This window comes from Collimonas sp. GW821-FHT02H07, from assembly GCF_059421505.1.
In genome coordinates, this window is the sequence record NZ_JBWKVC010000001.1 from 375,198 (window position 1) to 397,222 (window position 22,025).

Annotated in this window: 23 protein-coding genes; 18 read left to right on the plus strand and 5 right to left on the minus strand. The window is 60.9% G+C overall.

Translation table 11 applies throughout. The annotated features are described in order from the left end of the window. Window positions 1-9 precede the first annotated feature (9 nt). Window positions 10-945, minus strand: a complete 936-nt coding sequence (locus tag AC07V8_RS01500; protein ID WP_494676968.1) for a methylglyoxal synthase — start codon at window positions 943-945, stop codon at window positions 10-12. A 128-nt stretch (window positions 946-1,073) separates the two neighbouring features. Here AC07V8_RS01500 and greB point away from each other — a divergent pair, with 128 nt between their 5' ends. Continuing rightward, window positions 1,074-1,628, plus strand: coding sequence for a transcription elongation factor GreB (greB, locus tag AC07V8_RS01505; RefSeq protein ID WP_494677233.1), 555 nt, complete (start codon window positions 1,074-1,076; stop codon window positions 1,626-1,628). A gap of 110 nt (window positions 1,629-1,738) precedes the next feature. Here greB and AC07V8_RS01510 read toward each other — a convergent pair whose 3' ends face one another. From AC07V8_RS01510 to AC07V8_RS01525, 4 genes are all read right to left on the minus strand, one after another. Then, a complete protein-coding gene (locus AC07V8_RS01510; RefSeq protein ID WP_494676967.1) occupies window positions 1,739-2,431 on the minus strand; it encodes a glutathione binding-like protein in 693 nt (230 codons plus the stop codon). Window positions 2,432-2,482: 51 nt separating this feature from the next. Then, entirely contained in the window at window positions 2,483-3,691 is a 1,209-nt protein-coding gene (locus tag AC07V8_RS01515) for a pyridoxal phosphate-dependent aminotransferase (RefSeq protein ID WP_494676966.1), read from the minus strand. Window positions 3,692-3,800: 109 nt separating this feature from the next. Then, window positions 3,801-4,286 carry a putative toxin-antitoxin system toxin component, PIN family gene (locus AC07V8_RS01520; protein ID WP_494676965.1) on the minus strand — a complete coding sequence of 162 codons (486 nt, stop codon included), beginning with the start codon at window positions 4,284-4,286 and terminating at the stop codon, window positions 3,801-3,803. A gap of 30 nt (window positions 4,287-4,316) precedes the next feature. Continuing rightward, a complete protein-coding gene (locus AC07V8_RS01525) occupies window positions 4,317-5,213 on the minus strand; it encodes a DJ-1/PfpI family protein (protein ID WP_494676964.1) in 897 nt (298 codons plus the stop codon). Between the two features lie 356 nt (window positions 5,214-5,569). Between AC07V8_RS01525 and AC07V8_RS01530 the strand changes: the two genes are divergently transcribed. The 17 genes from AC07V8_RS01530 to AC07V8_RS01610 all read left to right on the plus strand — a co-directional run bounded on the left by AC07V8_RS01530 (window position 5,570) and on the right by AC07V8_RS01610 (window position 21,866). Further along, complete coding sequence (locus AC07V8_RS01530; protein ID WP_494676963.1) at window positions 5,570-6,724, plus strand: SDR family oxidoreductase; 1,155 nt, start codon at window positions 5,570-5,572, stop codon at window positions 6,722-6,724. A 32-nt stretch (window positions 6,725-6,756) separates the two neighbouring features. Then, window positions 6,757-7,086, plus strand: a complete 330-nt coding sequence (locus AC07V8_RS01535) for a phosphopantetheine-binding protein (RefSeq protein WP_494676962.1) — start codon at window positions 6,757-6,759, stop codon at window positions 7,084-7,086. Continuing rightward, the gene (locus AC07V8_RS01540) at window positions 7,086-7,517 is read left to right on the plus strand and encodes a 3-hydroxyacyl-ACP dehydratase FabZ family protein (RefSeq protein WP_494676961.1); all 432 of its coding nucleotides are present in this window, start codon (window positions 7,086-7,088) and stop codon (window positions 7,515-7,517) included. Before AC07V8_RS01535 ends, AC07V8_RS01540 begins: the two co-directional genes overlap by 1 nt. A 38-nt stretch (window positions 7,518-7,555) precedes the next feature. Beyond that, window positions 7,556-8,788: a beta-ketoacyl-[acyl-carrier-protein] synthase family protein gene (locus AC07V8_RS01545; protein ID WP_494676960.1), complete on the plus strand. Its 1,233-nt coding sequence runs from the start codon at window positions 7,556-7,558 to the stop codon at window positions 8,786-8,788. Then, window positions 8,789-9,988 (plus strand): beta-ketoacyl synthase, encoded by a 1,200-nt coding sequence (locus AC07V8_RS01550; protein ID WP_494676959.1) that lies wholly within the window; start codon window positions 8,789-8,791, stop codon window positions 9,986-9,988. Window positions 9,989-10,084: 96 nt separating this feature from the next. Then, window positions 10,085-10,855 (plus strand): 3-oxoacyl-ACP reductase FabG, encoded by a 771-nt coding sequence (fabG, locus tag AC07V8_RS01555; RefSeq protein WP_494676958.1) that lies wholly within the window; start codon window positions 10,085-10,087, stop codon window positions 10,853-10,855. Then, entirely contained in the window at window positions 10,848-12,920 is a 2,073-nt protein-coding gene (locus tag AC07V8_RS01560) for an oxidoreductase (RefSeq protein WP_494676957.1), read from the plus strand. The genes fabG and AC07V8_RS01560 overlap by 8 nt, the downstream gene beginning before the upstream one ends. Window positions 12,921-13,030: 110 nt before the next feature. Beyond that, window positions 13,031-13,927 (plus strand): acyl-CoA desaturase, encoded by an 897-nt coding sequence (locus AC07V8_RS01565; protein ID WP_494676956.1) that lies wholly within the window; start codon window positions 13,031-13,033, stop codon window positions 13,925-13,927. Between the two features lie 77 nt (window positions 13,928-14,004). After that, a complete protein-coding gene (locus AC07V8_RS01570) occupies window positions 14,005-14,856 on the plus strand; it encodes a metal-dependent hydrolase (protein ID WP_494676955.1) in 852 nt (283 codons plus the stop codon). Window positions 14,857-15,004: 148 nt separating this feature from the next. Further along, window positions 15,005-15,601, plus strand: coding sequence for a 4'-phosphopantetheinyl transferase family protein (locus AC07V8_RS01575; protein ID WP_494676954.1), 597 nt, complete (start codon window positions 15,005-15,007; stop codon window positions 15,599-15,601). 22 nt (window positions 15,602-15,623) lie between these two features. Continuing rightward, complete coding sequence (locus AC07V8_RS01580; protein ID WP_494676953.1) at window positions 15,624-16,787, plus strand: alkane 1-monooxygenase; 1,164 nt, start codon at window positions 15,624-15,626, stop codon at window positions 16,785-16,787. After that, complete coding sequence (locus tag AC07V8_RS01585; RefSeq protein ID WP_494676952.1) at window positions 16,784-18,085, plus strand: hypothetical protein; 1,302 nt, start codon at window positions 16,784-16,786, stop codon at window positions 18,083-18,085. The genes AC07V8_RS01580 and AC07V8_RS01585 overlap by 4 nt, the downstream gene beginning before the upstream one ends. 87 nt (window positions 18,086-18,172) lie before the next feature. Next, window positions 18,173-19,030, plus strand: a complete 858-nt coding sequence (locus tag AC07V8_RS01590; protein ID WP_494676951.1) for a metal-dependent hydrolase — start codon at window positions 18,173-18,175, stop codon at window positions 19,028-19,030. A gap of 67 nt (window positions 19,031-19,097) precedes the next feature. After that, on the plus strand, window positions 19,098-19,607 hold the full coding sequence (locus AC07V8_RS01595; RefSeq protein ID WP_494676950.1) for a GNAT family N-acetyltransferase: 510 nt from the start codon (window positions 19,098-19,100) through the stop codon (window positions 19,605-19,607). Window positions 19,608-19,730: 123 nt separating this feature from the next. Continuing rightward, window positions 19,731-19,985, plus strand: a complete 255-nt coding sequence (locus AC07V8_RS01600) for a transcriptional regulator (protein ID WP_494676949.1) — start codon at window positions 19,731-19,733, stop codon at window positions 19,983-19,985. A 74-nt stretch (window positions 19,986-20,059) separates the two neighbouring features. Next, entirely contained in the window at window positions 20,060-20,836 is a 777-nt protein-coding gene (gene yaaA, locus AC07V8_RS01605; RefSeq protein ID WP_494676948.1) for a peroxide stress protein YaaA, read from the plus strand. Window positions 20,837-20,879: 43 nt separating this feature from the next. Continuing rightward, window positions 20,880-21,866 (plus strand): threo-3-hydroxy-L-aspartate ammonia-lyase, encoded by a 987-nt coding sequence (locus tag AC07V8_RS01610; protein ID WP_494676947.1) that lies wholly within the window; start codon window positions 20,880-20,882, stop codon window positions 21,864-21,866. The last annotated feature ends 159 nt before the right edge of the window (window positions 21,867-22,025 follow it).

Below are 22,025 nucleotides of genomic sequence, written 5' to 3' on the forward strand. Positions count from 1 at the left end.
AGGCAGGTCCTAGGACCTGGCCAATGCCGCGCGCTGCTGCAGCAAACTCAGCCAGCGTTCGCCGCATTCGGCATCGCTGATGCAGAGCGCGTAGTCGGTGACGGTGCGGGCGGCGCGCTCCAATAGCTGGATATCGGCCTCATGCTGGCGCGCCACGTGCGGGTCTTCCAGGAACAGCACGCGCCGGCATTGCTGGCGATCGAGGATCAGTTCGGCGATCTGGGCGTCGCCGCCGAGCGGGCCGCTGAGGAAGGGTTTGACCCAGTTGCGGCCGGCTTCTTCTCCTTTGATTTTCTGCGCCAGCTTGTTGAGCAGGCTGCCGGTGGTGCCGGTGGCGCAGCGGAAGGCAAACTGGTCGAGCAGGGCGAAATGGCGTTCCGCGATATCCAGCATGCGTTCTTTCATGGCATCGTGGGCGATCAGGGCAATGCCTTCCTGCGCCAGATCGAAAGTCGGGTCGAGCAGCGGATTCGGCGCCGCGCCGGCCGCCACCGCTTCCAGTTCCAGCCATTCAAGCGCACCGGCCAGGGTCGATAGAAATGGCTTGCCATGGATCACGCATTGCCGTTTCAAGGCCACCGCCTCCGGAAAAGTCGAGGACGGATCGACCGGATCCATCAGGTAGATCACAGCATCCAGGGTGCGCGCCGGATCGGCATCCACTACCCGCGACACCAGTTTCATCAGGCCGCCATGGCGGCCGTAGGGAAAGCGTTCGATGTGTGGATAGCCTGGCAACAGGCCGAGCTGCTGCATGGCGTCCAGGGTGCGTCCCACCACGATCAGCTGCGGCTGCAACTGCTGTTCGATGATCTTGCGGCTGCCGTTGAGCAACTGCGCCAGCGCCGATTCCTGGCCGTGCTGATGGCTGCGGCTGGTGGCAAGGCCAATCCGGAACGGCGTGGCGGAATCTGAGCGGGCAGGGCGGGAGGAATTGGCAGGCATAGGGCGGGATAGTGAGTCAGCACGGGCAACATTGCACCGGCCTGACTTTACCATACCGCCATGGCGGCAAAGCCCGGTTTCTGGGCAAAATCGTCAGCCGGCGCGCAATTGGAACTACAATGTCTGCTATGAACAAGGCATTTGTTAAAGAATCGGAAGGCGACGACGACGATCTGGAATTCGGATTGCCGCCGATCCCGCCTGGCACAAAAAACTACATGACGCCGGCCGGCTATCAGCGCATGAAAGACGAGCTCCTGCGCCTGATCGACGTCGACCGGCCGGAGGTGGTGCGCATCGTTTCCTGGGCCGCCTCCAACGGCGACCGTTCGGAAAACGGCGATTATATTTATGGCAAGCGCCGGCTGCGCGAAATCGACCGCCGCATCCGTTTTCTCACCAAGCGGCTCGATCTGGCGGAAGTGGTGGACCCCAGCGTGCACCATGGCCGCGACCAGGTGTTCTTCGGCGCCACGGTGACTTACCAGAATTGCGCCGGCGAGGAACACACCGTGACCATTGTCGGCATCGACGAGCTGGACCCCTTGCATGGAAAAATCAGCTGGATTTCACCGGTCGCGCGCGCCCTGACCAAGGCGCATGAAGGAGAAACCGTCACCCTCATGACGCCGGCCGGCTTGGATGAGCTGGAGATACTCGAAGTCAGCTACCCGCAACCGTAGGGTGGGCACATCGTGCCCACGCGTGACCGCAATAGCCGGAGAGCGACCTCAAGCAGCGCTGAAACAGGGCATGCGCGTGTGAATTAACGCGTGGGCACGAGGTGCCCACCCTATCGTTTCTGATACTGCTGGCTGCCGAACAGGACGTCCCGCGCCTTGTCGTCCGTCAGCGGCTTGCGCTGTGACGCCAGCACCTCGACGCCGCGCTTGACTGCCGGCCGCTCGCTGATGGTGTCGAACCAGGCTTGCAGGTGCGGATAGTCGCTCAGTTCGATGCCCTGGTTTTTCCATGAACGGATCCACGGGAAGGTGGCGATGTCGGCGATGGTGTATGCGTTGCCGGCCAGGTACGGATGCTGCGACAGCTGCTTGTCGATCACGCCATAGATGCGCTTGGCTTCGTTGCTGTAGCGGTTGATGGCGTATTCGATCTTTTCCGGCGCGTAGATGCGGAAATGGTGGGTCTGGCCCAGCATCGGCCCGACCGCGCCCATCTGGAACATCAGCCACTGCAGGGTATTGAATTTCTCGCGCTCGGTGTTGCCGAGGAACTTGCCGCTCTTGCCGGCCAGGTAGACCAGGATCGCGCCCGATTCAAACAATGAAATCGGCTTGCCGTCCGGACCGTCGGCGTCGACGATGGCGGGAATCTTGTTGTTGGGCGAAATCGACAGGAAATCCGGCTTGAACTGGTCGCCGGCGCCGATATCGACGGCGTGCACGCGGTACGGCAGGCCCAGCTCTTCCAGCATGATGTGAATCTTGTGCCCGTTCGGCGTGGCCCAGCTATAGACATCGATCATGATTATTCCCTTTTGTTGAGAGTGAGGACTTGTAATGCAAGAACGCTGCGCTCAGATCCTGGCCAGCCGTTCCAATGCCAACTGCAAGGTCTGGTCCTGTTTGGCGAAGCAGAAACGGACGATGCCCGATTCACGCGGCGACTGATAAAAAGCCGAGACCGGGATGGCGGCGACGCCGATTTCCGAGGTCAGCCAGATGGCGAAGTCGGCTTCGCTCAGCGATGAAATGGCCGAGTAGTCGACGCAGAGGAAATAGGTGCCGTCCGCCGGCAGCAGCTTGAAGCGGGTGTTTCCCAGGCCGGCGCGGAACAGGTCGCGCTTGCGCTGGTAGAAGGCCGGCAGTTCCAGGTAGGGCGCCGGATTCTGCATGTACTGTGCAATTCCGTGCTGTACCGGGGTGTTGACGGTAAAGATATTGTATTGATGGACCTTGCGGAATTCCACCGACAGCGCCGCCGGCGCCGCCACATAGCCGATTTTCCAGCCGGTGACGTGGTAGGTCTTGCCGAAGCTGGAGACCACGAAGGCGCGCTCGGCCAGTTCAGGATGGCGGCAGACCGATTCATGGAGGGCGCCGTCGAACACCATGTGTTCATACACTTCATCCGACAGGATCAGGATCTCGGTGCCGCGCACGATGTTTTTCAGCGCTTCGATGTCGGCCACGCTGAGCACGCTGCCGGTCGGGTTGTGCGGTGAATTGATCATGATCATGCGGGTGCGCGCGGTCACTGCGGCGGCGATCTGCGGCCACGGGATGCTGTAGCCGTCCGCGCCCACCACCATCTGCACCAGCACCGGCTTGCCGCCCGCCAGTTCGATGGCCGGCACGTAGCTGTCGTAGGCCGGCTCGATCACGATCACTTCGTCGCCGGGATGGACCGCGCACATGATCGCGGTCAGCAGGCCCTGGGTGGCGCCGGCGGTGACCGTGATGTCGCTGGCGGCATCGTAGCGGTGGCCGTAGATGGTTTCTATCTTGCTGGCGATGGCCTGGCGCAGGGCCGGCACGCCGGGCATGGGCGGATACTGGTTGAAGCCGCTTTTCATGGCGCCGCTGACGGCGTCCACCAAGGCCGGGTCGCAATCGAAATCCGGGAAGCCCTGGCCCAGGTTGACCGCGGATTTTTCGCTGGCCAGGGTCGACATCACTGTAAAAATGGTGGTGCCGACGCGCGGCAGTTTGGAGCTGAGCTGAGGTGCTGCAGCCTTGCTGTTTGAATCGATTGAATCGATTGAATCTGTTGAATCACGTTTCATTTGCTGGCGATCTGGGCTTATGTCTGGATCCCGCATTTTAGCGTTTTGTCGCAGACCGCACAGCGCCGCGCCAAATTGCTGTTCGAGCAATAAGGCGGTCTGATCCTGATCATGAGGCGGCTGGCGCCCAGGCCTGCGGCGGGATGATGGCGAACAGTCCGATCTTGGCGGTCTTGCGCGCCAGCTTCAGCAGCGCCTTGTCCTTGGTGATCAGGGTGGTGGCATGGGCGCCCAGCGCCAGTTCCAGGAACTTCTGGTCGTCGCGGTCGGTGCACAGCGGCAGGCGGATGTCGGTGCGCGGCGTCAGCGCTTCCGCCGGCAGGCAGGTGATCAGGGCGTCATATGCGGCGTTGAAGCCGGGCCGGGTCTCGTCGGTAATCGGCAAGTGGCTGTAGTGCAAAACCATCTGCCACTCCAGGCGGCAGTCGGCGCGCGTCACCGCTTCCACTGCGCCGCTTTGCAAGGCGTCCATCAAGCCTTGCCAGCGCGGGTCGCGGAAGACGAACAGGTCGAGGCAGACATTGGTGTCGATGACGATGCGCGGCCGCTGCGGCTGTTGCGCGGCGGGCGTCGGGGGCGGTGAATCTGGGTGCATGCGGGTTTCCATCAATCGGTTGCGCGCATTTTACCCTGCGCTCTGCCGTCCTGAAGCGGCTTCCAGCAAATCGGCGAAGGTCTTGGCAAACAGGTGGACGTCGCCGGGCCAGCGGGCCGAGACGTAATTGCCATCCGTGACCACGAATGCCGGCCGGCTGTCGCCGCCGCTGTCGCGGAACAGGCCGCTGCTCTTGCGGAAGAAATCCGGCGCCGCCGGGCTGGCGTCGAGGAAGTCGCCGGGCTGCGCCAGGGCGCGGCTGACCTCGGCCTGCACGCTGCGGTAGCCGGCCGCCTCGCCGCTTTGCTCAACATAGGTGCGGTAGTAGGCCGGGTCCCAGCAGCGGCCGCAAAATCTCATCAAATTCCAGGCAGTCCTTTCCAGCTTCCAGGTCAATGCCGTGGTCTTGCGTCCGTACAGCGCCGATTTGCCGCTGCGCGGCGAGCGGCTGCGGGCGGCCAGAACGACGCCGTGGCAGATGGCGGCGACCGGCTTGCCGCTGTCGAAAAAGGCGCCGACGAAATCCTGCAGCGGCTGGTTTTCCAGGTACGCCAGCATGCCGCGCGCGCGATGGCCGCCGGGCAGCAGCAGGCCATCGTAGTCGGCCGGCCGCAGTTCGGCATAACTCAACGGCGCCAGAAATGCACGCTCGCTTTGCAGCGCTGCGTAGTCGGCGCGGGCGGCGGCGTTGGCGCGCAGCGCCAATCCGAGCAGCTTCAGCTTTTTCAGCAAGGGAATGCAACCCCACATGTCGAGACCTTCGCCGGACAGCATCAGCGGATCGGCGGCGGCGGCACGGCCATCGGGCGTGGCAAAGATCACTCGGTGTCCCCGCGCGCTAAGGATGCGCCAGGAGGCCGCCACTTCGCTTGGATCGAAGTCCAGATTGGGAACCGGGATCAGCACGGTTTTTTGAGAGGGATTCATCGCTCAGATCATAGCCGAATGTCACGGCCTATCTGCTGTTTATGGCGCGTTGCTGCGCGATGCGGCGCCCATCTTCGATTCCGCCGCATCGCCAGGAATGCTTGCCTGTCGGTGTTTCAGGCGGGCATGGACGGTGTCGGAAACGGATTTTATGACATGGATTTTTATATGGGACAACTACAAACATTAGTAGGATGACAGCTGTATTTTTTGGTTCTAGACTCCGAAAAATTAAATAATAAGCAGTTTTTCCAGTGGCAGGTGAAATTCCGGGGAGGGACAAGCTGAACGGCGCATGAGAGCTTGGGTCCCTAATTTTTATGGTCCTAATCAGAAAAAACTAGAAAAAACAAGTTATGCGCCCATCGATCCTTTTAACCGGCGCAACAGGTGCGCTTGGCAGCGCTCTGCTGCCTGAGTTGCTGTCTGAGTTCGGACAGCACGATTTATATTGCCTGGTCCGTGGCAGTTCTTCCGACGACGCCCGGCAGCGATTGGCGGCCGTACTCTCGAACGCTGGCCTGGCGGCAGACAGCTGCGCAAGGGTGAAGCTGCTGCACGGCGACGTCTCGGCCCCGCAACTCGGGCTGGCGCAAGAGGCATACAGCGAAATTCTATCCAGCGTCCAGCAGATTTACCATCTCGCCGCCAGCGTCGATTTCGATCTTCCCTTGTCCGTCTCGCGCCAGGCCAACGTCGACAGCGCGATCCAAATCCTCGATTTTTCCCGCCGATGCAAATATCACTCGGCTGCGCAATTCCGTCTCAACTATGTCTCGACCGCCTATGTCTGCGGCAAACGCGACGGCCTTCTCAAGGAATCCGAGCTGGGACTCGGCCAGGAGTTCTGGAATAGTTACGAGCAAAGCAAGCTGGAAGCTGAGCAACTGGTCGAGCTGGCAAAGGCGCAAACCGCGATCACCATCTATCGTCCGAGCCAGATTGTCGGGGATTCAGGCAGCGGCAAGATCAACAAGTTCTTCGGCTTCTACGAGTTCATCGGACTGGCCGCGCGCGGGCGTTCCGATATCCTGGTGGCCGATCCCGGCATGCGCGCCGACATGGTGCCGCTGGATTACGTATGTTCCGCGATACGGCATTTTTCCCGTCAGACCGCGGCGATCGGCCAGACTTATCATCTGGTGGCCGGACTGCGGCACAGCATCACGGTCGACCAGGTGGTCGACGCCGTCCTCGGGATCATGCGTGCGGCCAACGAAAGCGTCGCTGTCGCTCGCCCAAGAATCATCCCTCTTGAGCGCCTGGAAACCGACACCACGGCCCTGCAGCTGGCACGCTACAACTCCAGCGCGCAAAAACTCCTGCTCAGGACCTATCAGCCGTACCTGGCCTATGAACGCGATTTCGACTGCGGCGCGACCCATCAGTTATTGCAGACAGCTGGCATCTCGATTCCATGCATGGAAAATGTGATCAAGGTAACTACGCAGTATGCGCTGTCCTTTCGAACCAGAAAGACACGCGGCACGACCCCGGCATCAGTCCAATAAAACCCTTTATTACACAGAAAGAGAGAAAGCCAGTGAGCCTTACCAACAAGACACAGGTGGAACAAAAGGTTGCTGCAATCCTGCGCAAGATGCTGTCGATAGAAGACGATATCGCGCTCGATGTGAATGCCGACCTGGTGCAGCAGATCGGGCTGGACTCGATCGAGGCGTTTGATGCTGTCGCCACCTTGCACGAGATTATCGGCGAGGCGATCCCGAATACCTTCAATCCGAAGATCAGCAATTCGATTGGCCTGCTGAGCGAATACGTGATCCAGCAGTTCGGCGAAGCCGGCGTCGCCAAACTGCTGGCGGTGAACGTCGACGAACTCGATCTTTCCCTGTCCGACGACGAGCTGTAATGGCAGAGAGTTTCGATCGCGCGGAGATTGAAGCGCTATTGCCGCACCGCTCGCATGCGCTGTTCATCGCCGATGCCGTGGTGGATGGGGCGCAGGTAAGCGGCCACGCCGGCTGGGAGATTTCGCATCCGCATTTGAGCGGGCATTTTCCAGGAAACCCGATCGTGCCAGGCGTCTTTCTCATCGAGGCAGGCGCGCAGTTGGCAGGAGTCTGGATTGCCGCGGGCAATCGCCGGCAGGCCGGGCTTGGCATGCTGGCCGGCGTCAAGCGCGTTTTGATTCACAAACCGGTAGTCCCCGGCGACCGCCTCAGTTTCGAACTGACGGTCAGCCACGTTTCCGCGAATTTCTTCGACGCCGCCGGCGTCGCCGTGTTCGCGGACGGCGCAAAGGCCATCACGCTTCGTATCACCATTGCAGTTCTTACCTAATCGGCACTGAGAACCCCTGGGTTCCCGGAGGAACAGACATGACAAGTCATCGCGTTGTAGTAACCGGTATCGGGGTGGTTTCCCCATTTGGCATCGGGGTTGAGGCATATTGGAATGGCCTGCTGCAGGGCGAGACTGAAATCGGCGTGGTGCCGACATTCTCCGCCGACCGCTTTCGCAGCGTACTTGGCGCCCAAGTGCCGGCGGCAGCGGTGCAAGAGCTGACGGCGCTGGCGGTGGACAACAAGCCTTTCGACAAAGGCGCGCTATTTGCCTCGTTTGCCGTCGACGAGGCGCTGCGCATGGCTGGCGTCGGCCCGGTATTCAGCAGCGAGCAGCGGGTCGGCTGCGTGCTGGGTTCCCTGTGCGCCGGGATCGACAACCTGATCATGGTTGCGGAGTCCTACCACGAAGGCCAGGAACTGGCCGCCGATTTCCCGTATGACGCAGCGCTGGTCAACTATCAGCTTGAATATCTGTCCAGGAAACATAATCTGACCGGCCCGACCAGCATAGTCTCGACCGCGTGCGCATCGACTACCGATGCCATCGGCTATGGCATGGACCTGATCCGCCATCAGGAATGCGATGCCGTCATTGTCGGCGGCGGCGATATCCTGGCCGAGCTGATCCATGCCGGCTTCAACGCGCTTTACTCGATCACCAATTCTACGCCGCGCCCCTTCGATACCCGGCGCGACGGCTTTGCTATCGGCGAGGGCGGCGGCATCCTGTTCCTGGAGTCGCTGGAAAGCGCAACCCGGCGCCAGGCCAGGATCTATGCGGAAATCTCCGGCTACGGCTTGAGCAACACGGCGTTCCACCTGACCGCGACGTCCAACGATGGCGTTGGCGAAGCCCTGGCGATCGAACGCGCGCTGGACGATGCCGGCCTGGCGCCGCACCAGGTCGACTATATCAATACCCACGGCACCGCCACGATCCACAACGACCGCTCCGAAATGAAAGCGATCAACAAGGTTTTCGGAGAGCACGCGCAAGGCATCATGGCCAGCTCCAACAAGCCGCTGATCGGACATTGCATGGGGGCGGCCGGCATCATGGAGGCGATCAGCACGGTGATGGCGCTGGAAACGCAGACCGTGCCGGCGACGCCGTTTACATCGGGAGACGAGTCTGAGCTTTCATTTGATCTTGTCAAGAATCAGCCAAGGCCAGCCAAGCTGGTGCATGCCATTTCACACTCGTTCGGATTCGGCGGCGCCTGTTCATGCGTAGTGTTTAGCAAGCCGGAATATAGGGGAATCTGAATGGAGCGCGTTGTCATCACAGGAATCGGCGTGGTCGGGCCGCATGGTACCGGACTCGAACCGATTTTCAATCATTCCGGCGACCTGGCGCCGCCATTCGCACCTTGGCCGGAAGCCATCGATCCGCCGCACGGGCAGGCCAGGATCGCCCAGGTCGCCGACTATCCGGTGAAGCGCTTTTTTACCGAGCGCCAGATACGGTTGATGGACCGCGCCATGGCGCTTTCATCCACCGCTGCCGGGCTGGCGATTGAAAACGCCGGCCTGAGCGACGCCGAACGTCTTGAGGCGTGCACATTCCTTGGGACCGCGCGGGCCGAATTGCCTTCCTGCTATCAGTTCATCCAGCCCCAGCTGGGGCAGCAGAAAACGCAGCTCAACGCCGCCGATTTTCCCAAAATTGCAAGAAATGTCGCCTGCGGCCAGGTGGCGATCCGCTATCGCATGCAAGGCCCGAGCACCGTCCTTGCCTCGGGATCGCTGGCTTCCATCGAGGCGCTGGCGCGCGCCGCCCATTACATCCGGGTCGGCCGTTCCAAGGTGGCGCTGGTTGGCGGCTACGAGTCCTTGTCCAAATTTTCGCTGTATTTTTTGCGGCGGCTGTATGCATCCCACCTTGCCGCCGGCAAGCCGCAGTTTTTCGGCGCACAGCCGGGCTATCTGGTGCCTTCCGAAGGATCATGCATGCTGGTGCTGGAATCGGCATCGCATGCCGAAGCACGCGGCGCCGCGGCGTATTGCTCGGTCGATGCCTGCGATGCCGGCCGCTTCGGCGGCGATTTTCCCGCCGGCCAGGCGCTCGAGGACAGCTGGACGCGCGCACTGGCGCGGGCCGGCAATACGCCGGCAAGCCTGGGGCTGATCAGCGCTGCTTCGGGCGGAACCAACCGTACCCATGAGCTGGCCGAGCGCAGCGCCCTGAACGCCTTTTTCGAGAAAAATCCAGGCGCGGCGGCGCAGGTGCATACGCCAAGGTCGCTGGTCGGCGAAGGTGAATCGTGGGCCTCGGCGTTGCAGGTGGCGATGGCGGCGTTCATCTTGAAGCATGGACGCAGTCCGGCTACGCGCAATGTGGCGGAAGACGTGCCGGCGCAATTCCACAAGCGCTTGCATGACGGCGATATTTCGCATCGCAGCGCCTTGGTCTCGGGCGTCGGTTCAGGCGGAAATTTCTGTTCCATCCACCTGTCGCGTTCGTAACACGGCTGGCGGCTGGGGCGTCCGGGATGGCGGTGGCAGGAACCCGGATTCTGCGGTTGCCGGAAAACTAAAAAAACATCGGGAAAAAGATCTTCTATGAATATCGCTGCACGCCCTCAAAAGGCGGTCCTCGTTACCGGCGGAAGCCGCGGCATAGGCCGCGCTATCTGCGCCGCCATGGCCGACCCGGCCATGCCCGTTTTCGTCAACTATGCGCGCAACCCGCAAGCCGCCGAGGAAACCTGCGCCGTGGTGGCGGCGGCCGGCGGCCAGGCATTTGCCGTCCAGGCGGATGTCTCGGATCATGAGCAGGTGCAGCGGATGTTCCTGTTCATCCGAGAGCAAGGTTATTGGGTGCATACGCTGATCAACAATGCCGGCATTGTCGCCGATACGATCGCGGCGTCGATGTCGATAGAGCAATGGCGTTCGGTACTGGCTACCAACCTGGACGGCAGCTTTTTCTGCATCCGGACTGCGTTATCGACCATGTCCGCCCGCAAGAGCGGGCGCATCGTCAACATTGCTTCGGTGAGCGGCATCAAGGCGCAGCCGGGCCAGGTCAACTACGCCGCCTCGAAGGCCGGGGTAATGGCGCTCACCCGTGGCCTGGCGCGCGAGCTTGGACGCTATGGCGTGCGGGTCAATGCGGTTGCGCCGGGTTTCATCGAGACCGAAATGCTGTCCGATTTGCGCAGCAGCGAAAAAGGCGAGGAATTCCTGCAGCAGACCGCGGCCGCCGCAATTCCTTTGGGGCGGCTCGGCCAGCCTGAGGAAATCGCCTCGGTAGTGCGCTTCCTGTGTTCCAAGGCGGCGAGCTATGTCACAGGGCAGGTGATTACAGTCGATGGAGGCCTAAGTGTCTGATCTGAGCATAGTTGATAAAAATACCAAGCCGCTGCTGAACCGTTTCTTTTCGCCGATCCGCATCAACGGCATGGAAATGGAAAACCGCTCCTTGATGAGCTCCATTCATTTGAACCTGGAAGATTTCGAAGACCAGTTCGAGCGCATGGCCTACTTTTACGCAAAGCGCGCCGCCGAAGGCGTTGGCCTGATTGTCACCTCGGGCTGCTCGCCGGATGTGCCGGGCATGTTCGCGGTCAAGGGTTTTTCCCTGAAAGAGGATGCGGAGATAGCCTCGCATCGCATCATCACCGATGCCGTGCACCAGAAAGGCGGCAAGATCGCATTGCAGATCATGCATTTCGGCCGCGAGGCGGTGCATGGCAATATCGTGTCGTCGTCCAGTCGCAAGCTGGCGTCCAGCCTGTTTACGCCGAAAGCCTTGGAAGAGGATGAGATCCTTGCCATCATCGACGCCTTTGCCGCCTGCGCGCAGCGCGCCGTGGATGCCGGCTACGACGCGATAGAACTGATTTTTTCGCAGGGCTTCCTGGTGCATCAGTTCCTGGCGCCGGCCTGCAACAACCGCACAGACGCCTGGGGTGGAAGTTTCGACAACCGCAGCCGCCTGGCCACGGAAATTGCAAGGCGCGTGCGGGCCAGGGTCGGTCCGGACTATCCGATCATTTTCCGCGTTCCTTGCATGGATCTGCTGACCGGCGGCCTCACCGAAGACGAATCGATCGAACTGATCCGCCGCCTGCTGCCATTCGGCGTCGATCTGCTGAGCGTGAGCATCGGCTGGCACGATTCCGATGTGCCGACGATTGCGATGGTGGTGCCGCGTGCCGGCTTTGCGTCGGCGACGCGGCTGGTGCGCGACAACTTCCCCGACCTGAAGATTTGCATCAGCAATCGTATCAACGACCCGCGCGTGGCGGAGTCGCTGCTGATAGACGGCGGCGCCGATGTGATCGCCATGGCCAGGCCGTTTCTGGCCGATGCGGCGCTGGTCAGCAAAGCCAGGCGGAATGCGTTCGACCAGATCAATCCGTGCATTGCGTGCAACCAGAACTGCCTCGACTATGTGTTTTCCGGTCAGCCGGTCGGTTGCAGCGTCAATCCCGAAGCGGTGCAGCCGGATGAGGGCGTTTACGCCGCTCTGCCGCGCAAGCAGAAGGTCGCCGTGGTCGGCGGCGGCATCGCCGGCATGGGCTCGGCGCTATTCCTGGCGCGGCGCGGTGCGGCCGTCGATCTTTTCGAAGCCGGCGGTTCGCTCGGCGGACAGCTGAGGCTGGCGGCAAAGATTCCGGAAAAGGATGAATTTCTGGGAACCGTGCGCTATTACACGCAAGCCGTTATCGAGGCCGGGGTGAAGCTGCATCTGGGCACGGAGTTCGGTGCGGCGCAGCTGGCGCAGGGCTACGATCACGTCGTCGTCGCCACCGGATGCGCCACGCGTCATCCTGGGAATCTGCCGGGCGCGGATCTGCCGCATGTGATCCAGTACAGCGACGTGCTGGAAAACAGCTGCCCGGTCGAACATCCGGTGGTGATTATCGGCGGCGGCGGCGTTGCCTGCGACGTGGCGAAATATCTGATGAAAACCAAGAATAGCCTGCGCAGCGCGGCGCATTCCTATCTGAACTCGAAGGTGGCCGACGACAGCCTGTCCAAATATCTGGCAGCCGATACCAGCAGCGCGGCATCGGTGACCTTGCTGCAGCGTTCGAGCCGCAAGTTCGCATTCAGGCTTGGCCGCACCACGCGCTGGATCCAGATGGCCGATATGGAACGCCTGAATGTCAGCATGCGCAACAAGGTGGACATCATCGCCATAACCCGCGACGGCGTTGAAATATTCAACCGCGCCAGCAAGGTCAGCGAGATCGTGCCGGCCAGGACGGTGGTGCTGGCGGTCGGCCATGAACCCAGGTTGCAGCTGCTTGAACTGCTTGCAAAGGCCAAGATCAGGCACTCCGTGGTGGGCTCGGCGGCGACGGAAGGCGACGTAGCCAGGCGCACCAACATCAGCTCGGCGCTGGGCGACGCCTATCAGATGGCGCTTTCTTATTCGGACAGGTGAGGCGCCATGGAGACCGTGCAATCGATCCTTGGCTGCTGCCCGGACATCGCCGGCGGCGCTGCATATGCGTGTGTTCGATGCGTCGATGAGCGCCTGATTCCAGCCTATCCATGATGCTGCCCATTCTTCCTTTTCCCCGCCTGCGGCGCGCGTTCAAGATTACGGCGCTGTTCCTCCACCAATGGCTGTGGCTGGGCATTCTTGCCGTCCCGTTCCAGCTGTCGCTGCTGGCGCCTTGCGTCATATTGGGTTTTTTGCTGATTCTTGGGGTGGAGCTCGGGCACCATCGTTATTTCTCGCACCGCAGCTTCCGCACCGGCCGGGTGTTCCAGTTCGTGCTGGGGGTCTGGGCGACCGCAGCGTTCCAGCGCGACGTGCTTTGGTGGGCCAGCATGCATCGGCTGCATCACCGCTTTTCCGATACCGCCAACGACCCGCACAGCCCGTATGCCGAAAATGCCGGCGGCTACTGGCATGCGCATCTGGTGTGGGCCGTCGTCAAGCGCAACGCCGAAGTCGATCAGCGCGGCATTCCCGACCTGCTTGCCTATCCGGAGCTGCGCTGGCTTGGGAACTGGCATTACGTGGTCAGTATTGCCCTCGCCGCAATCTGCTATTCCCTGGGTGCGAGCGGGCTGGCTGGAACGTCTGGCTGGCAGACGCTGATATGGCTGTACGTGATGCCGGTATTTATTTGCCAGCATGTGATCAGCTGCCAGGCAACATTTGCGCATGCCGCGCCGCGCTTGCCGGGAGCCTATCGTTCATTTGAGACAGACGACGAATCAGTCAATCATCTGCTGATGGGCCTTGTCAGCAGCGGCGGCGGCTTTCACAACAATCACCATCGGTTTCCCGGTTCCGCCCGCCTGGGGCTGAAGCCCGGTGAATTCGACATCACCTATCTGGTCATCAAGATCCTGCACAGGCTGGGCATCGTGCACAAGGTGACGATTCCGCGCGCGGTGCTGAGTTACGTAAAGGAACAGCGCGAGCCGCGGCCTTGATTGCGGCGCGCGGTATTTTGTCCCGCGATCGCCCTGGAGCCTTGGTCCATGCATCTTGAATTGAAGGAGGTTTCACCATGTCAGCATCAGAAGACACGTACCCGGTACGCAAGCTGAGCATCGATTTTGCGGCCAAATCCAATCGTTACTGGTTCAAGAACCGACCTTTTGAGACGCATTGGTTCAACGCGCTGTCGTTCGGCATTGTCCCGGCCGAACGGTTTGCGATCTCCTGCATCAAGGATAGTTTACCGCTGGTGCAGGAAGAGACCCTGAAGGCGGAAGCCCGCGCTTTCATCGGCCAGGAATCGACGCACAGCTTTTTACATGCGAAATGCAATGCTGAGCTGGAACGGCAAGGCTATCGCTTTTTCCTGCATCGCTATTGCGAATGGCGTCTGTCCAAGGCGCATTGGCTGAGCCGCCTGAGCGGACTGGCGCTGACCGCATGCTGGGAACACATCACCGCGATCATTTGCGAACACACCTTGTCCCGCTTCGATATTTTCAAGGATGCCGACGATCCGTTTTGCGCGCTATGGACCTGGCATAGCGCCGAAGAACTGGAGCATAAATGCCTGGCGCACGATCTGTATGTCGGTACGGCCGGCGGCTATCCCCTGAAGATCGGCTGGCTGCTTTACGGCACGGCCTTGTTCGTGACCGATTTTGCGACACAGACCGCGCACAACATGTATCGCGACGGCCGCCTGTTCGATCCGAGGGTCTGGCTGGGCTGCCTGCGTTATTTTTTTGGACGGCAGGGCTTGTTCTGGTTTGCGTTGCCGCGCTGGCTGGCATTCATGCATCCGCGCTTTCATCCAGGCGATGTCGACAACCGCGCCCTGAGCGCGTTCGCGCTGGAGCAGCTGAAGACGCGCCTGAAGGTTGTCGGTCCATCTGTGGCAAGCCATGGCGCCGCGGACTAGCGGCGGGGCGGCCGGCATTGTGCTGCATCCTGTCCTTTTGCCGTGTCCGGCAGCCATTGATGACGGGCTGGGAAGGCCCGCTGCGCGCGGCCAGCGGCTCGCCCGCAAAGCGCTCGTTGCGCAGGCGGCGCAAGGTGCGCTGCGGTCGGTGCTGCAGTGGCATCTGGGCAGGGCGGTGACGACGGAAGAGTTGACGCGCGACGAACACGGCAAGGCTTCGCTCGCCTCGGGGGAGTTGCATTTCAATCTCTCCCATAGCGGCGCCTGGCTGTATATCGTGGTTGCGGACAGCGAGGTCGGCGTCGATATCGAACGGCGGCGCCGGCTGCGCTCGCGGCACGCTTTCAGCAGCTTTACCGATGCGCTGTGCATGCCTGGTGAAAGCATCAGTCGCAGCCACAGCGCCGGGGAACCCGCGCTGCGGCGCTGCTGGACCCGGGCTGAAGCCGCATTCAAATGCCTCGGCATGGGCATGAGCTTGCCGCTGGATGGCTTGCGCCTGCCGCAGGGCGCACTGACCGCAGCGACCCGTGTCGATACCGGCTACGGCACGGTATGGATCGCCGATCTGCCCGGCGCCGCGGAGCAGAGCGCCTGCGTGGCCTCGCGCCGCGCCTTCAATTCGCTCGAGGTGGTGTGCAGCGCGCCGGTGCGCGCTCTGCTGAGCCACCGGCCCGGAGCGCTGGCTGTCTCCTGGGTCGATCAGGCGCCGGCCGCGCATCAGATCATGCAACCTTGTCGCTAACTTTCAATCTGCAGATACGCACATGACAACTCAAATCACGATGGTTCAGTCTCACAAGAATCTCCGGCGTTTATTGTGGCTGCTCAGCCCGCTGGTGCCGCTGACGGCGCTGTTTTATCTATGGGCCGGCCACCATAGCGGGCATGGCATCTGGTACTGGGCCTTGCTGATAGCAATCTATGTCGTGGTGCCGCTGGGCGACTGGCTAGGCGGCCTGGACACCAGCAATCCGCAGGCCGGCGAGATGGAAAGGATGGATCGCGACGCCTTCTATCGCATCATCGTGTACGCCTTTGCACCGATCCAGATTGCGGTGGTGGTGCTCGGAGCGTGGATCTACGCCAGCACGCCGCTGGCTGCCTGGGAAGTTGCGGGAATGGCGCTGAGCGTCGGCACGGTCAACGGGCTGGCGTTCATTGCGGCCCACGACCTGCTGCACAAGAAGCAGCCTTTTGAGCGCTGGCTTGCCAAGCTGGTCCTGGCGCCCACCGTCTACGGCCATTTTTTTGCGGAGCATGTACGAGGGCACCACAAGAATGTGGCGACGCCGGGCGATCCGACCAGTTCCATGATGGGCGAGACGTTCTGGAAATATCTGTGGCGCGCCATTGTTTCCGGCGTCGCCTCAGCCTGGCGCATCGAGCGCGAGCGGCTGGCGCGGGAAGGGCGCAGCGTGTGGAGCTGGTCCAATGAAAACCTGCATTCATGGGCCATGACTGCGGTGATGTTTGCGGCTTTGAGCGCGTGGCTGGGACCAGGGGTGCTGGTGTTCCTGATGTTGCAGGCGTTCTATGGCATCGTCTTGCTGGAAGTGACCAACTATATAGAACACTACGGCTTGCTGCGTAAAAAACTGGCGGACGGAAGCTATGAGCGCTGTTCGCCGGCCCATGCCTGGGTCAGCAATCACGTCGTTTGCACCTTGTTCCTGTACCAGCTGCAAAGGCATGCCGACCATCACATCCATCCTTCGCGCAGCTATCAGACCTTGCATCATCATGAAGGAACGCCGCAGCTGCCGGCCAGCTATGTGACGCTGATGCTGGTCGCCTATCTGCCGCCGCTGTGGTTCCGGCTGATGGATCATCGGGTCATTCAGCACTATCGCGGCGATCTGACCGTTGCGCATCTCGACCCGGGCAAGCGCAACGCCCTGTTGGCGCGCAGCTATGGAGCCGAGGCATGAGAAGCGCCAAGGATTACTGCAGCTATGTAGGCAATGCCTATTTCATGGCGATGGATAGCCTGGGAAGCAATACCGATATCGTCATCACCTGCGATCTCAAGCGGGCCGTGCCGGTTGAAACGGCTGTCAAGGCGTTCCAGGAATTGCTGGCCAGGCATGAGGCGCTGCAGCGGCTGCGCTCGCGGGCGCCGGCGGCGGCAAGCTGGGAATGGCTGTCCGCGCCGGAGCAGGCGTGGCGGCAGGACTGGGAGCTTATCCGGAGCGAGTTGCTGGAGAACGGCATTGCGCCGGCCGCGCTTCATCCGGCTTGCAAGCTGCCGTTCCGCCTGTTCGAATGCAGCGAACTGAAACTGGTGTTCCGGGTGGAGCATACTTTTGCCAACGGCCGCGGCAGCTACGCCTGGCTGGAACGGTATTTCTCCTTGCTGTCGGCAAGCCAAGGCCTGGCGGCGCCCGCGCCAGCACCTGCCGGCCAGGTGGAGGTCGCCAACGATGCGCCATTGCGCCTGGCGATGCTGCATACCGTCGCATCATTGCTTCGCCGCAAGCGGATCCTGCAAGGAAACGGCGATATGCGGCAGCCGCTGTTGCGGCAGTCGCGCTCACCGTGCTTCAGCTTTCATGCAGAAAGATTCGTCTTGTCGGACCGAGAGGTCAGCGCGGCGTTTCTGCATCACCGCGCCGCGGGAGAAAGCTATACGCAGACGCTGACGCGGCGTCTCTCCGAACAGGTCCTTGCCGATTACCCCGCCTTGCAGGGCGTCGGCGTGCAGGTGGCTGCGGATTTGCATCGCCATTGCGGGATCGATCTTTACGAGGTCGGCAATTTCACCGGCTTGATAACCGGCTACATAGAGCGGCGGCTGCCGGTGCTGGAACAAACGGCGGCCTTGTTCAAGCGGATACGAGGCGGTGCTGCGCCCGGCTTCAGCAAGCTGTTCGCGCAAGTGATGCCGAATCGCCTGAAGCTGGTGCATTGGTTCCGCGGGCAATGCCGCAGCGCGCTGGAGGATGCCGGCGAACTCATGATGGACCCGCTGTTCACCGTCTCCAATATGGGCAATATCGATGGGCCGTACACCTGCTTGTGGCTGGCGGCAACGTCGCTGCACACCTCGATGCCGTCTGTCTATGTGTCGGCGACCCGGATTGGCGAATGGACGGCTTTCGAAGTTGTTTTTCCGGACAATATTTTCGACCGGCAAAAGATCAGCGCGCTGATGCTGCGTTTCTTCGGATTCGAGCAAGGCCTCCCGCCGGACCACGCCGAGCGCAGCGCGCTGGCCGGCACGGCCTGAGCCCTGCGGGTAGTTGCCGCAGGGCTTGCATGGCAATGGATTTCTTGTCGAATATTGCGTATTTATTGAGCATGGATATTGATTTTTATGAACCCAGATAGCGTAAGAAAAATTATCCCCAGGCGTATCGAACTACGCATCGACGACGGCTTCGATATCAACTGGAATGGTGGCGATGCTTATCGAAGCCAGCTGTTCAACGCGGTATCGATGTTGTTCCCGGTTGGCGAAAAATGGATTATCGATACCGTGCGACGGGTGGTCGATATCCTTCCTGCGGCAGAAAAGGCAGCGTGGGCCGGCAGCACCAGGGATTTCATCGCGCAAGAGTCGATACACAGTTCGGTGCATCGCAAATACAATGACCACCTCAAGCTTCAGGGGCTGCGCAACTGGCTGGAACTGCGCGCCAAGCGGCGCATGGAGTGGGGCGGCAAGGGTACGCCGATCAACCAGCTGGCGTCGTCGGTTGCCTATGAGTACCTGACAGCCAACCTGTCCTCCTCGCTGTTGTGCACGCCGCGGCTGCTCGAAGGCGCCGATGCGCGGCTGGCGGACGTGTGGCGCTGGCATTCTGCGGAAGAGCTTGAGCACAGGCATTTCGTGCTGGACCTGTATGAGGCGGCAGGCGGTGGCTATGTGCGGCGCCTGCTGTGGTACGTATGGGCCTTGTCGACTTTCATGCTGGACTTGCACATCCAGGTTTTCTTGAATCTGCGCGATTCGCGGCAGCTGTTCAAATGGTCGACCTTGGGCCAGGCGCTGCGCTTCAATTTCGGGCCGGGCGGCATGTTCTGGACCATCTCGGCCGCGTCTGTCAAGTTTTTGAATCCGAAATACCATCACAGGGACAACCTTGGCGATCAGATCGCCAGGGCATGGCTCGCCGACAATGCCGCCAGCTTCAGGGACGCCGATAAATTTCCCGAAGCGCGCGGATCGTGAGTTACTAGACATCCGGCGATTCTGATCATAAGCTTCGGGGTAGTCAAATTCATGGAAAATCATTGCGATGAAAATTCTTGAAACCGAACGGCTCATTTTGCGTACCCTGAACGGCGGCGATGCCGAGTTTTACCTGCGGCTGGTGACGCAGCCTGCCTGGCTGCAGTTTATCGGTGACCGCGGCATCCGGACGGTGGAGGCTGCGCAGGCCGCGATCCTGAGCGGCCCGGTAGCGGCGCAGGCGCGCGACGGCTTCAGCTTCTACATGACGGAATTGAAAGAGGGCGCACTGCCGATCGGCATTTGCGGCTTGGTAAAGCGGGAGACCCTGGAGGACGTCGATATCGGCTACGCCTTCCTGCCGGAGTTCTGGGGCAAGGGCTATGCCTACGAAGCTGCCTCCGCGGTGCTGCAGCATGCCAACCGCGTTTGCGGCCTGCAGCGGGTGGTAGCGATTACTGCGCCGGACAACCATGCCTCGATCAGGGTGCTGGAAAAGATGGGTTTGCAGTTTGAAAAAATGCTGCAGCTCAAGGACGACGGTTCCGACACCAAGCTGTTTGCGTATCAATTTTAATTGCGCCGCGATATTGCAGATATTTTTGCGGATACTTATCAATAAGAAAATAAATTTGATGGAGTATTTTCGCTGCGCCTGGCTGTGCTAAGGTGGGAAACCCACGACGGTACTTCAGGAGGCATGATGAAGCTGATCGAACCAGGCGAACAAAAGGATTTCCACGCGGTTTTGCAAGCACGGCATCTGGCCGCCGACGACTTCGAGCTGCATGAAGTGGATACCACCGATCCCAAGACCGACGAGATACTGGGGCTGACGGGGTTTGTGACCGTCAGCAGAAAATCGAGCGGGCGGAAAACGCAGTATCCGATCGGCGACGGCTCTACCTGGGTGGCCGAATTCGAGCGCGATCTGATGCGGGGCGCTTTCGACTGACGGGCGGCGCCAGCAGCGTTGTCATTGTTTCGGTATCATTGCGGACATTCTTCTGCTTATTTCGGATCTCCACAATGCTGATTGTTTTGTCGCCTGCAAAATCCCTCGATTACAGCACCCCCAGCACGACAGAAACCCATACCACCCCTGATTTCATCGACCATTCCGCCGAACTGATCAGCGTCCTGCAAAAGCTGTCGCCGGATCAGATCGGCAGCATGATGAAAATCTCCGATCCGCTGGCGCAGCTCAATACCGCCCGTTTCGCGTCGTGGTCGAAGCAGTTCACCAGCGCCAATTCCAAACAAGCGGTCATGGCTTTCAACGGCGATGTCTACGAAGGGCTGGATGCGGCTTCCCTGAACAGCACTCAGCTGAACTATGCGCAGAGCCGTATCCGGATCTTGTCCGGGCTGTATGGCGTGCTGCGGCCGCTGGACCGGATGCAGCCCTACCGGCTGGAAATGGGCACCAGCCTGGCCAACCCGCGCGGCAAGAATCTGTACGCATTCTGGGGCGATACCGTGACCCAGGCGCTGAACCGGCAGATGGGCCGGCAAAAGGCCAGGACGCTGGTCAACCTGGCGTCGGAAGAATATTTCAAGGTGGTGCGGCCGGCGGTGCTGGATGCCGGTATCGTGACGCCGGTGTTCGAGGACTGGAAGAACGGCAAGTACAAGATCATTTCTTTCTACGCCAAGCGTGCACGCGGCCTGATGGCGCGTTATGCGGCCTTGAACAAGATCACCGACGCAGAGCAGCTGAAAGCCTTCGACCTCGGCGGCTATCAATACATTCCGCAGGATTCCGACAGCGGCCGCTGGATGTTCCGGCGCCGCCTTGCAGAGTAAGCGATAGCCGCCCGGCGCGCGTCACATATATAAAGGATGAAAAATGGCTGCTACCGAACTCGCTGTCACTTATCAGGATATCGCCGCTGCGGCCAAGCGCCTTGAGGGCGTCGCCTACAAGACGCCGGTGCTGACTTCCAGCCAGGCCGACAGTCAAGCGGACGCCAGTATTTTCTTCAAGTGCGAAAATTTCCAGCGCGTCGGCGCCTTCAAGTTCCGCGGCGCCTATAACGCCATCAGCTGCCTGAGCGAAGAGCAGAAGCAGCAGGGCGTGGTGGCTTTTTCATCCGGCAATCATGCGCAAGGGATGGCGCTGGCGGCGCGCATGCTCGGCGTGCATGCCACCATCGTCATGCCGAGCAATGCGCCGGCGATGAAGCTGGCGGCAACCCGCGAATACGGCGCCGAAATCATTTTGTACGATCGTGAGCGCGAGGACCGCGAAGTGATCGCCGCGCGCCTGTCGGAGGAGCGTGGCTGCGCCGTGATTCCCGCCTACGACCATCGCGACGTGATCGCCGGGCAGGGTACGGCCGCGAAAGAGTTGTTCGATGCCGTCGGTCCGCTCGATTATCTGTTCGTATGTACCGGCGGCGGCGGTTTGCTGTCCGGCTGCGCCATCGCGGCGGCGCATTTGTCGCCAGGCTGCGTCGTGTATGGGGTTGAGCCGGAAGCGGGTAACGATGCTCAGCAATCTTTGCGAAGTGGCAATATTGTGCACATCCCGGTGCCCGACACCATCGCCGATGGTGCTCAGACGCAACATATCGGCAAACTGGTCTTGCCGATTCTGCAAGCCCACGTCAAGGATATCCTGACCGTCAGCGACGACCAGTTGCGCACCCAGATGCGCTTCTTTGCCGAGCGCATGAAGATTGTGGTCGAGCCGGCCGGGTGCCTGGCTGCCGCCGCCGTCATGCACAAGGCAATCGAATTCTCCGGGGCAAAAGTAGGGGTGATCGTGAGCGGCGGCAATGTCGATATGACGCTTTTTTCGCAATCTGTTGCTGCTGCGAAAGCATTTTCCTGATATCTTCGCCCCTGGTTTATTGTTGATGAGCAAGATCGAGGGCATGGATTGACTCCGCATGGCGGCATCGGACGGGGCGGCATCGGCCGGTAAACATTTCTTGCCGGTTTGACCGCTTTCCCCCCGGCGCGTTAGAATGCCGGGTTATTGAAAACCTGG

Bases quoted from the DNA above. Each gene is read 5' to 3' on its own strand.
- AC07V8_RS01500 (WP_494676968.1), bottom strand. From the start codon at position 945: ATGCCTGCCAATTCCTCCCGCCCTGCCCGCTCAGATTCCGCCACGCCG.
- greB (WP_494677233.1), top strand. From the start codon at position 1,074: ATGAACAAGGCATTTGTTAAAGAATCGGAAGGCGACGACGACGATCTG.
- AC07V8_RS01510 (WP_494676967.1), bottom strand. From the start codon at position 2,431: ATGATCGATGTCTATAGCTGGGCCACGCCGAACGGGCACAAGATTCAC.
- AC07V8_RS01515 (WP_494676966.1), bottom strand. From the start codon at position 3,691: ATGAAACGTGATTCAACAGATTCAATCGATTCAATCGATTCAAACAGC.
- AC07V8_RS01520 (WP_494676965.1), bottom strand. From the start codon at position 4,286: ATGCACCCAGATTCACCGCCCCCGACGCCCGCCGCGCAACAGCCGCAG.
- AC07V8_RS01525 (WP_494676964.1), bottom strand. From the start codon at position 5,213: ATGAATCCCTCTCAAAAAACCGTGCTGATCCCGGTTCCCAATCTGGAC.
- AC07V8_RS01530 (WP_494676963.1), top strand. From the start codon at position 5,570: ATGCGCCCATCGATCCTTTTAACCGGCGCAACAGGTGCGCTTGGCAGC.
- AC07V8_RS01540 (WP_494676961.1), top strand. From the start codon at position 7,086: ATGGCAGAGAGTTTCGATCGCGCGGAGATTGAAGCGCTATTGCCGCAC.
- AC07V8_RS01545 (WP_494676960.1), top strand. From the start codon at position 7,556: ATGACAAGTCATCGCGTTGTAGTAACCGGTATCGGGGTGGTTTCCCCA.
- AC07V8_RS01550 (WP_494676959.1), top strand. From the start codon at position 8,789: ATGGAGCGCGTTGTCATCACAGGAATCGGCGTGGTCGGGCCGCATGGT.
- fabG (WP_494676958.1), top strand. From the start codon at position 10,085: ATGAATATCGCTGCACGCCCTCAAAAGGCGGTCCTCGTTACCGGCGGA.
- AC07V8_RS01565 (WP_494676956.1), top strand. From the start codon at position 13,031: ATGATGCTGCCCATTCTTCCTTTTCCCCGCCTGCGGCGCGCGTTCAAG.
- AC07V8_RS01570 (WP_494676955.1), top strand. From the start codon at position 14,005: ATGTCAGCATCAGAAGACACGTACCCGGTACGCAAGCTGAGCATCGAT.
- AC07V8_RS01580 (WP_494676953.1), top strand. From the start codon at position 15,624: ATGACAACTCAAATCACGATGGTTCAGTCTCACAAGAATCTCCGGCGT.
- AC07V8_RS01585 (WP_494676952.1), top strand. From the start codon at position 16,784: ATGAGAAGCGCCAAGGATTACTGCAGCTATGTAGGCAATGCCTATTTC.
- AC07V8_RS01590 (WP_494676951.1), top strand. From the start codon at position 18,173: ATGAACCCAGATAGCGTAAGAAAAATTATCCCCAGGCGTATCGAACTA.
- AC07V8_RS01595 (WP_494676950.1), top strand. From the start codon at position 19,098: ATGAAAATTCTTGAAACCGAACGGCTCATTTTGCGTACCCTGAACGGC.
- AC07V8_RS01600 (WP_494676949.1), top strand. From the start codon at position 19,731: ATGATGAAGCTGATCGAACCAGGCGAACAAAAGGATTTCCACGCGGTT.
- yaaA (WP_494676948.1), top strand. From the start codon at position 20,060: ATGCTGATTGTTTTGTCGCCTGCAAAATCCCTCGATTACAGCACCCCC.
- AC07V8_RS01610 (WP_494676947.1), top strand. From the start codon at position 20,880: ATGGCTGCTACCGAACTCGCTGTCACTTATCAGGATATCGCCGCTGCG.